This window comes from Micromonospora endophytica, from assembly GCF_003236305.1.
In the GTDB taxonomy this organism is placed as follows: Bacteria; Actinomycetota; Actinomycetes; order Mycobacteriales; family Micromonosporaceae; genus Micromonospora; species Micromonospora endophytica.
This window is the reverse complement of sequence record NZ_POTX01000035.1, coordinates 25,255-34,267: the sequence shown is the minus strand read 5'-3', so window position 1 is coordinate 34,267 and position 9,013 is coordinate 25,255. Positions and strand designations below refer to the sequence as shown.

9 protein-coding genes are annotated in these 9,013 nt (G+C 70.1%); 7 read left to right on the top strand and 2 right to left on the bottom strand.

The genetic code is table 11. From position 1 onward, the window contains the following. Nucleotides 1-60: 60 nt before the first annotated feature. Both C1I93_RS08130 and C1I93_RS08125 read right to left on the bottom strand, forming a co-directional pair. A complete protein-coding gene (locus C1I93_RS08130; protein WP_111242615.1) occupies nucleotides 61-1,008 on the bottom strand; it encodes a serine hydrolase in 948 nt (315 codons plus the stop codon). Then, entirely contained in the window at nucleotides 1,008-1,979 is a 972-nt protein-coding gene (locus C1I93_RS08125; RefSeq protein WP_111242614.1) for a hypothetical protein, read from the bottom strand. Before C1I93_RS08125 ends, C1I93_RS08130 begins: the two co-directional genes overlap by 1 nt. Before the next feature lie 365 nt (nucleotides 1,980-2,344). Between C1I93_RS08125 and paaA the strand changes: the two genes are divergently transcribed. The 7 genes from paaA (at nucleotide 2,345) to C1I93_RS08090 (ending at nucleotide 8,930) form a co-directional block, all read left to right on the top strand. Next, nucleotides 2,345-3,400, top strand: coding sequence for a 1,2-phenylacetyl-CoA epoxidase subunit PaaA (gene paaA, locus C1I93_RS08120; RefSeq protein ID WP_111242613.1), 1,056 nt, complete (start codon nucleotides 2,345-2,347; stop codon nucleotides 3,398-3,400). Further along, nucleotides 3,397-3,681 carry a 1,2-phenylacetyl-CoA epoxidase subunit PaaB gene (gene paaB / locus C1I93_RS08115; protein ID WP_111242612.1) on the top strand — a complete coding sequence of 95 codons (285 nt, stop codon included), beginning with the start codon at nucleotides 3,397-3,399 and terminating at the stop codon, nucleotides 3,679-3,681. Before paaA ends, paaB begins: the two co-directional genes overlap by 4 nt. Beyond that, nucleotides 3,678-4,409 carry a 1,2-phenylacetyl-CoA epoxidase subunit PaaC gene (gene paaC, locus C1I93_RS08110; RefSeq protein WP_111242611.1) on the top strand — a complete coding sequence of 244 codons (732 nt, stop codon included), beginning with the start codon at nucleotides 3,678-3,680 and terminating at the stop codon, nucleotides 4,407-4,409. The genes paaB and paaC overlap by 4 nt, the downstream gene beginning before the upstream one ends. A gap of 22 nt (nucleotides 4,410-4,431) precedes the next feature. After that, nucleotides 4,432-4,908 (top strand): 1,2-phenylacetyl-CoA epoxidase subunit PaaD, encoded by a 477-nt coding sequence (gene paaD / locus C1I93_RS08105; protein ID WP_111242619.1) that lies wholly within the window; start codon nucleotides 4,432-4,434, stop codon nucleotides 4,906-4,908. Continuing rightward, complete coding sequence (paaE, locus tag C1I93_RS08100; protein WP_111242610.1) at nucleotides 4,905-6,014, top strand: 1,2-phenylacetyl-CoA epoxidase subunit PaaE; 1,110 nt, start codon at nucleotides 4,905-4,907, stop codon at nucleotides 6,012-6,014. Before paaD ends, paaE begins: the two co-directional genes overlap by 4 nt. A 108-nt stretch (nucleotides 6,015-6,122) precedes the next feature. Then, nucleotides 6,123-6,923 carry an SGNH/GDSL hydrolase family protein gene (locus C1I93_RS08095; protein WP_111242609.1) on the top strand — a complete coding sequence of 267 codons (801 nt, stop codon included), beginning with the start codon at nucleotides 6,123-6,125 and terminating at the stop codon, nucleotides 6,921-6,923. A 156-nt stretch (nucleotides 6,924-7,079) separates the two neighbouring features. Next, on the top strand, nucleotides 7,080-8,930 hold the full coding sequence (locus C1I93_RS08090) for an FG-GAP-like repeat-containing protein (RefSeq protein WP_111242608.1): 1,851 nt from the start codon (nucleotides 7,080-7,082) through the stop codon (nucleotides 8,928-8,930). The last annotated feature ends 83 nt before the right edge of the window (nucleotides 8,931-9,013 follow it).

The following is a 9,013-nucleotide window of genomic DNA, read 5'->3' as shown; positions in this document are numbered from 1 at the left end:
GCCCGATTCTCTTCTCCCACTAGCCCCACCCCGCCGCGATCTGCGGCGAGCGGGGCGTGGTCAGGAGTCCTGGGTCAGCAGGGCTTCGGTGACCTTCTGGCAGTTGTCCATGCCGTACTGGTAGCCCTTGTTGATCGGGTACTGGAGCATCACGCCCATGGTCCAGGTGTCGCCGATGGCGAGGCAGTTGACGTGGATCTCCTGCTCCTTGATGCGGTCGACCCAGCCGTTCTTGATGGCGATCGTCTTGGCCTCGGCGGCCGGGAACGCCTTGCGAATGCCGAAGTCACCGGCGCCGCGTACCAGGCGCATCTCGTTGAGCAGCCACTTGGTCCACTTGGGGCCGGCGGCGGTGCCCTCGGCGATGCAGTTGCCCAGCCGTGCGGTGTCCCGGGGGGACAGCTCGGTACGACTCCAGCCCAGGTCGCTGGAGACCTTGCTGTCGGTCAGGTCGCAGGTCGACAGCAACCGCTTGATCGAGGCGGAACGCCCGATCTGGGTGTAGAGCGCCTCGGTGCGTTCGTTGTCGCTGTCCCTGATGATCCTGGTCAGGTCGTCGAGCTTGGCGTCGCTCGGGGTCTGCCCGGCCTCGGCGGCCCGGCGCAAGTAGTCCGCGACGATCCAGGACTTGATCAGCGACGCGGTGGTGCTGGTCTCGTCCATGTCGTCCGAGCCGATGATCTCGCCGGTACGCCGGTCCAGGACGCTCCAGCCGTACCAGCCGTCGATGTCCAGGTCGAGCTTCTTCGCCTCGAACGGCAGTGGCTCGGGCTCCGGCGACGGGCTCGGTGACGGTCGGCTGCTGCGGTCGGTCAGATTGCCGCTGCGCTCGTTCAGTGGCGAATCCCCGCGCCCCCACTCGGCGGCGGCGGTGGACTCGAACGGCGAACCGGGCAGCAGGCGCAACGAGACCAGGACCAGTCCGACAAGTACGGAGGCGATGGCGATCAGCCGTAACGGGGATGTCTCGCCTCGGCGGCCCCGGCGACTGCGACTGCGGCGGGCCATCAGAGCTTCCCGGGCTGCTGGGGCACCTTCAGGGCGCCGCCGGGCTGCGGGGTGACGAGCTGGGCCGCGACACTGGCGCAGACGTCGGCGCCGTAGTCGAGACTGCGGCCGAACGGGTAGCGAAGCATCACTGCCAGACTCCACTTCTCGGTGACGGCGAGGCAATTGACGTGCCAGCTGCGGTCGTAGTGGAGGCGGGTCCAGCCGTTCTTCATGCTGACCGGGCCCTGACTGGTGATCGACTCTGGCAGGCCGTCGATGATGCCCCACCTGCCGCCGCCCCAGCCGTCCGCCTCGTGCTGGTCCTTGTCCGCGGTGCTGCCTCGTACCTTGCTCATTTCGTTCAGCAACCAGTCGGTCCATTTCGGGCCGGCGGCCCGGCCGTCGGCGATGCAGTTGCCGAGCCGGACCGCGTCGCGCGGCGACATCTGGGTGAAGCTCCACCAACCTTCGTATCCGGCGACGTTGCCGCGCTTGGTGTCGGTGAGGCCGCAGGTCTTGATCGCCCGCTTGATCACCGGCCCCGGCTCGCCGTTGGCGGGCACCCGGTAGGTGCCGCCGATCATGTGGTACAGGAAGTTGGTCGCGTTGTCGTCGCTGTCCCGGATGGCCCGACGGACCTCGCCCTTCCCCAGATCCTCGTCGCCGTGTTGACGCAGGAAGTCGGCGGCGATCCAAGCCTTGATCATCGACTCGGTGGAGCTGGTCGCGGCCATGTTCTTCGAGCCGGAGATCTCGCCGGACTCGCGGTCCATCAGCGCCCAGGAGAAGAACTCGCCCTCGAAGTCCACCGACACCGTGCCCGCCGCGAGGGTCGGCGGCGGCGGTGGCGCGGGCGGCGGAGCCGCGACGGTCTGCTCGCCGGCCTCCGCCTCGTCGGGGGAGAGTCGGGCGTATGCGGCCGGCACCAGGATGGCGCCGCCGAGCAGGATCGCCAGGACGGCGAGCACCAGGGTCACGCGGGATCGCATGAGCGGGTGAACTCCAGATGTCAGGGCCGGGGGGACCGGCTGTTGCCAGGACTGACCGGTGTGGATCGCCCGCGGGGCCCGGGGGACGGGCCCTGTACCAGCAGCGATCGTCGATAACCGATCGGTGTGTGACGTGGGAAGTCTACGTGCGGATTGGCGAAGTGCCAGGAATCGACACCAGGTAACTCGCCACTAAGGCGGGGTATCCAGACGCTTTGTGCCTGTTACGAGGATTTGTCGCCGCTAGGTGACCAAAGTCATAGCCGAAGCGGGTTACGAAGGGCGCTTGGCTGGTCACGATCGGCGGTTTCAGGTTTCTGTGACACCCTCTGGCGTGTTGCATAGCAAGCTGTAACACTGAAGGCATGTATGGCAGTGATTTCCCGGGAGAGGACGCGCCCGGCGGTCTGCTCGGCGAGGTCGAGGCCGCGGAAGCGGCACTGCGTAGCGCCGCCGCACGGGATCGCGAAGTGGCCGGCCCGGACACCGACCTGGCCGACCACTTCGCGGAGATCGTCGCCGCCGACCAGAAGATCGAGCCGCGCGACTGGATGCCGGAGGCGTACCGCCGCACCCTGATCCGACAGATCGCCCAGCACGCCCACTCCGAGATCATCGGGATGCAGCCGGAGGGAAACTGGATCAGCCGGGCCCCGTCGCTCAAGCGCAAGGCGATCCTGCTGGCCAAGGTGCAGGACGAGGCCGGTCACGGCCTCTATCTCTACGCCGCCGCCGAAACCCTCGGCATCAGCCGCGACGAACTCGTCGACATGCTGCTCGAAGGCCGGCAGAAATACAGCTCGATCTTCAACTACCCCACTTTGACCTGGGCCGACGTCGGTGCCATCGGCTGGCTGGTGGACGGCGCGGCGATCGTCAACCAGGTCCCGCTCTGCCGCTGCTCGTACGGCCCGTACGCCCGCGCGATGATCCGGGTCTGCAAGGAGGAGTCGTTCCACCAGCGGCAGGGCTACGAGATCCTGCACACCCTGGCCCACGGCACCCCGGCCCAGCAGGCGATGGCCCAGGACGCGGTGGACCGCTGGTGGTACCCGTCGCTGGCCATGTTCGGCCCGCCGGACGGCGACTCCACCCACTCCGCCCGGTCGATGGCCTGGAAGATCAAGCGCTTCTCCAACGACGAGCTGCGCCAGCGTTTCGTGGACATGTGCGTCGGCCAGGCCGAGGTGCTCGGGCTGACCATCCCCGATCCCGAGCTGCGCTGGAACGACGAACGTCAGGCGTACGACTTCACCCAGCCCGACTACGCCGAGTTGATGCGGGTGATCTCCGGTGACGGCCCGTGCAACCGGCAGCGGATGGACCACCGCCGGCGCGCCCACCACGAGGGCGCCTGGGTACGCGAGGCCGCCGCGGCGTACGCGGCCAAGCAGGCGAGCAGGGAGAAGGTCGCGGCATGACTGAACACACTCCGCTCTGGGAGGTCTTCGTCCGGGCCCGGCGTGGGTTGGCGCACAGCCACGTCGGCAGCCTGCACGCCCCCGACGCCGAACTGGCCCTGCGGCACGCCCGCGACCTCTACACCCGTCGCCAGGAAGGGGTGTCGATCTGGGTGGTGCCGGCGAGCGCGATCACCGCCTCCAGCCCGGACGAGAAGGACGCCTTCTTCGACCCGGCGGCCGACAAGGTCTACCGCCACCCCACCTTCTACGACGTCCCCGAAGGCGTGGCCCACCTGTGAACAATCCCCTCACCTTCACCTTCGCCCTCGCCCTCGGCGACGACGCGCTGATCGCGGCGCAGCGGTTGGCCGAGTGGGCCACCCGGGCACCCGAGATGGAGGAGGACATCGCGCTTGCCAACATCGCCCTGGACCAGCTCGGCGCGGCACGGCTGCTGCTGTCGTACGCCGGCGAGTTGGAGGGCGCGGGCCGGGACGAGGACGCGTTGGCCTTCCTCCGCGACGACCGGGAGTTCCGCAACTGTCTCCTGGTCGAGCTGCCCAACGGCGACTTCGCGATGACCATGGCGAAGCTGCTCGTGTTGTCCGCGTACCAACTGCCGCTCTACACCGCGCTGGCCGGCTGCGCCGACGAACGGCTGGCCGCGATCGGTGGCAAGGCCCGCAAGGAGTCCGCGTACCACCTCGACCATGCCGCGCTCTGGGTGAAGCGGTTGGGCGACGGGACCGAGGAGTCGCACCGGCGGATGCAGGCCGGCATCGACCAGGTCTGGCCGTACGCCCACGAGCTGTTCGTCGCCCAGCCACAGGCGCCGGTCGACCCGGCCACCCTGCGCGGCGAGTTCGACGACACCGTCTCGGCGGTGCTGGCCGAGGCAACCCTCACCGTGCCGGAGTCCGGCTGGGCGCCGGGCGGTGGACGCGACGGGGTGCACACCGAGGACCTGTCGTACCTGCTCGCGGAGATGCAGGTGTTGCACCGTGCCCACCCCGGAGCCCGCTGGTGAGCGCGACGCGGGTGAGCCGGCGGTGAGCAGCGCTCGGGAGGCCGCGGCGGCGGTGGTGGATCCGGAGATCCGGGTGGTCACCATCGCCGACCTCGGCATCCTGCGGGACGTCGAGGAGGATCCGGCCACCGGTCGGGTGGTGGTGACCATCACCCCCACCTACACGGGTTGTCCGGCGATGGACGTGATCCGCGCCGACATCCGGCACCGGCTGGCCGCCGCCGGGCATCGGGACGTCGAGGTGCGTACGGTGCACAGCCCGGCCTGGAGCACCGACTGGATCAGCGACGCCGGACGCGCCAAGCTGGCCGCCGCCGGCATCGCCCCGCCGGCCCCGGTCCGGCGCGACGGGGTCGTACCGTTGACTCTGGCCGTCCGTTGTCCGCGCTGCGGCTCGCCGGAGACCGCGCAGCTCAGCCGCTTCGGCTCCACCGCGTGCAAGGCACTCTGGCGCTGCCGCGCCTGCTCCGAACCCTTCGACCACCTGAAGGCGCTGTGACTGTCACCATCACCCGCCCGGTCCGTCGCCGGCCGGTGTTCCATCCGCTGCCGGTGACCGCCGTGGACCGGCTCACCACCGACGCCGTCGCGATCACCTTCGCGGTGCCCGAGGAGCTGCGCCCGACCTTCGCGTTCCGCGCCGGACAGCACCTCACGGTGCGCCTGCCCGGCCCGGACGGCGGCGAGGAGGTGCGCCGCTCGTACTCCATCTGCTCCACACCAGACGAGCTGGCGCGGCACGGCCGGCTGCGGATCGGGGTGCGGGAGATTCCCGGCGGCGCCTTCTCCAGCTACGCCTGCGGGGCGCTGCGCAGCGGTGACAGCGTCGAGGCGTTGCCGCCGCTCGGCCACTTCACCACGGACTACCAGCCGGAACGGGCCCGTCGCTACGGCGCGGTCGTCGCCGGTTCCGGCATCACCCCGGTGCTGTCGCTCGTCGCCACCACCCTGGCCGTCGAGCCGGCCAGCACCTTCACCCTGGTGTACGGCAACCGCACGGCCAACAGTGTGATGTTCGCCGAGGAGTTGGCCGACCTGAAGGACAGGTACCCGACCCGGCTGCACCTGGTGCATGTGCTCTCCCGCGAGCAGGGCGAGTCGCCGCTGCTCTCCGGTCGGATCGACGCCGAGCGGCTGGGTCGGCTGCTGGACACGATCGTGCCCGCCGACGCCATCGCCGAGTGGTTCCTCTGCGGCCCGTACGGGCTGGTGGTGGAGGCGCGCGCGGTGCTGGCCGCGCGCGGGGTGCCGGAGGCGGCCGTGCACGCCGAGCTGTTCCACGTCGACGCGCCCCCGGAGCCGGTGCGCCGTGCCGATGCGGCGATCGGCGGCACGGAGGTGACGATCGTGCTGGACGGCCGTTCGTCGAGCTTCACCATGCGGCGGGACGAGCGGGTGCTGGACGCGGCGCTGAAGGTTCGCGGCGAACTGCCGTACGCCTGCAAGGGCGGGGTCTGCTCGACCTGCCGGGCGAAGGTGGTCGCCGGGGAGGTCGAGATGGCCCGCAACTACGCGCTGGAGCCGGACGAGGTGGCCGCCGGCTACGTGCTCACCTGCCAGTCCAGTCCCCGCACCGACACCCTCACCGTCGACTACGACGCGTGAGGTAACCGTCTACGTTGGACGATTTTTTGCCTTGCGGTAAACGCGTTCCGCCCTTCGGCCGTCAAACGGTCGAGAGCCAGTGCGGCTCTCGTCGGTCGAAGGGAAGTCATGCGTAAGTTCACGTCCGTGGTTCTCGCCACTGCTATGGCGTTCGTGGCGATGGAAGCGGTGGTCGGCGCTCCCGCCCGAGCGGCCGCCCCGCAGGAGTACGTCGCGCTCGGTGACTCGTACGCCTCCGGCGTCGGTGCCTACCCGTACGACTCCGCCAGCGGTGCCTGCCTGCGCAGCCCGAAAAGCTACCCGAAGCTGTTCACGTCCGCGGTGTCCGGTTACACGCTGAAGGACGTCACCTGTAGCGGCGCCACCATGGCGGACGTACGCGGCAAGCAGCTTTCCGCGTTGAGCGGCAACACCGCCCTGGTCAGCATCACGGTGGGTGGCAACGACGCGCAGTTCTCCTCGGTGGCCACGGGCTGCCTCACCCAGAGCGAGTCGTACTGCGAGACGGCGACGATGTATTCGTCGTACTACGCCAGGAACCAGATGGTCGGCGAACTCGCCGGCCTGTACGGCGAGATCAAGCGCCGCGCGCCCCGGGCCAAGGTGGTCGTGCTCGGCTACCCGAGGCTTGTCGCCCCGACCGGCTCGTGCGGCGCGATCAGCCCCAGCGCCACCAAGCGCGCCCACATGAACGGCAACGCGGACGCCGTGGCCGAGGGCACCCGGGCCGCGGCGAGCCGGGCCGGGGTCACCTTCGTCGACATGCGTCAGGTCCTCGCCGGCTACGAGGCGTGCAGCCCCAAGCCGTTCATCCACGGCGTCAACCTGACCCGCCTCACCGAAACCTTCCACCCGACGGCCGAGGGACACGCGGCCTACACCTTCCTGTTGGCGGCGAACCGGCTCTGACGTTCACCGTGTCGGCGCTGTCCCGTGCCGTCTGGGCAGGGGGCAGCGCCGCCCCAGATCATCAACTAGATTCCTCCTGATCGTTGTCCCCTGCCGTGGTCCCAGCTGCTGCGGGACGGCGGCGTTGTACCTGAAAATCATGGGGGGGAACGGGCGTTGAGCAGACAACTTCGACAACGACGCTGGCTGGCCTTGGCCGCAGCGACGGCGATCACCGGGGCCGGTGTGGTCGGCGCGGTGCCTGCCGGTGCGGTGAGTGATGGCGACCCGGTCACCGACCCGGCCTTCGCCTTCGCGGCCAAGGTGGCCATGGGTGACGCGAGCGCCTGCTCGGGTGCCCTGGTCGCAGCACAGTGGGTGATCACCGCAAAGTCCTGTGCCGACGCCGGGACGCCGCGGACCACCGCCGGCGCGCCAGCCCAGCTCACCACCGTGACCGTGGGTCGGCTCGACCTGACCGGCACCGCCGGCCACGTCCGCCGGGTCGCCTGGGTGGTGCCGCATCCGGACCGCGACGTCGCGCTGTTGCGCCTGGTCGTGCCGGCGGTAGGGGTCACCCCGGTCGCCCTGGGCAGCACCCCGCCCGCGCCGGGCGAGACGTTCCAGGCGCTGGGCTTCGGCCGTACCGCGACCCAGTGGGTGCCGGACAAGCTGCACGGGGTGGCTGTGACGGCGGCTGCGGTGACCGCGACGACAGTCGACATCACCAGCAGCGGTGGTCCGACCACCTGCAAGGGTGACGCCGGTGGCCCCACCGTCCGGCTGGTCGACGGCCGTCCCGAACTGGTCGCCCTGCACCACACCTCCTGGCAGGGCGGCTGCCTTGGCGAGACCGAGACCCGGCGGGACGCGATCGAGACCCGCACCGACGACCTGGTGGCCTGGATCCGCCAGCACAGTGTCTCCGCCTGCAACGCCGGTGGCGGCACCGCTGGTCCGGGGGACCAGGGCAGCATCGCCCGGCTCGCTGACTTCACCGGCGACTGCCGGACCGACGTGGTCAGCCAACGCGCCGATGGCACGCTGCGTTTCTACCCCTCCAGCGGTCAGCTCTCCGGGACCACGCCGCTCTTCCCGGGCCCGTACCGCAACGTCAACGGGACCACGAGCTGGACGACGACCAACCGTCCGCACGTGCTGGTCGGGGACTTCAACGGGGACGGACGCGCCGATCTGATCGGCGGCACCTCCGACGGCCGGCTCACCGCCCAGGCGTCCACCGGCGACCTCTCCGCCGACAACAAGCTCTTCGGCCCGGAGGTCGTCGTCGGCACCGGGTTCCGGGCGAGTTCCCTGCCGCGCCTCTTCGTCGGGGACTTCAACGGCGACGGGCGGACCGACCTGCTCGGCCAGTTGGCGAACGGGACGCTGCGGGTGTGGCCCTCCAGCGGCGACCTCTCGGCCGACGCCCGACTGTTCAGCATCGCGCCGAGCGACGTGGGCACCGGGTTCACCACCGCTGAGGTGCCGCGGATCCTCACCGGCGACTTCAACGGCGACGGGCGCACGGATCTGATCGCCCAGTTCGCGGACGGCTCGTTGAAGGCGTACCCGTCCAGTGGCGACGTCTCCGTCAGCGGTCGACTCTTCCCGACCACCGGTTCGGCGAAGGTGGTCGGCTCGGGGTGGCGGACCAGTTCCATCCCGCGCATCCTCCCCGCCGACGTGGATGGCGACGGCATCACCGACCTGGTGGCCCAACTCGCCGACGGGCAGCTGCGGGCGTACGTCTCCACCGGTGACCTGACCGGCTCCGCTGTCACCTTCCCCGGCCCGTACCGGTACGTCGGCACCGACTCGAACTGGGCCTCGGCGAACCGTCCGCGACTCATGGTCGGCGACCTCTCCGGAGACGCCCGGACCGACCTCGTCGCGCAGCACACGGACGGCACCCTGCTCGCCTTCGAGTCGACTGGTGACCTGTCGGCCGACAACAAGCTCTTCGTGAAGAGCCAGAACACCGTCGGGACCGGCTGGACCAGCACCAGCATCCCGCGCTTCTTCTGACCTCGACCGAACCGCCCGGCGGCCCGGCCCACCCGCACCCAGGGTGGACCGGGCCCGCGCGTAGTTTCGGGCTCTTTCCCGGG

Bases quoted from the DNA above. Each gene is read 5' to 3' on its own strand.
- C1I93_RS08130 (WP_111242615.1), bottom strand. From the start codon at position 1,008: ATGGCCCGCCGCAGTCGCAGTCGCCGGGGCCGCCGAGGCGAGACATCC.
- paaA (WP_111242613.1), top strand. From the start codon at position 2,345: ATGTATGGCAGTGATTTCCCGGGAGAGGACGCGCCCGGCGGTCTGCTC.
- paaB (WP_111242612.1), top strand. From the start codon at position 3,397: ATGACTGAACACACTCCGCTCTGGGAGGTCTTCGTCCGGGCCCGGCGT.
- C1I93_RS08095 (WP_111242609.1), top strand. From the start codon at position 6,123: ATGCGTAAGTTCACGTCCGTGGTTCTCGCCACTGCTATGGCGTTCGTG.
- C1I93_RS08125 (WP_111242614.1), bottom strand. From the start codon at position 1,979: ATGCGATCCCGCGTGACCCTGGTGCTCGCCGTCCTGGCGATCCTGCTC.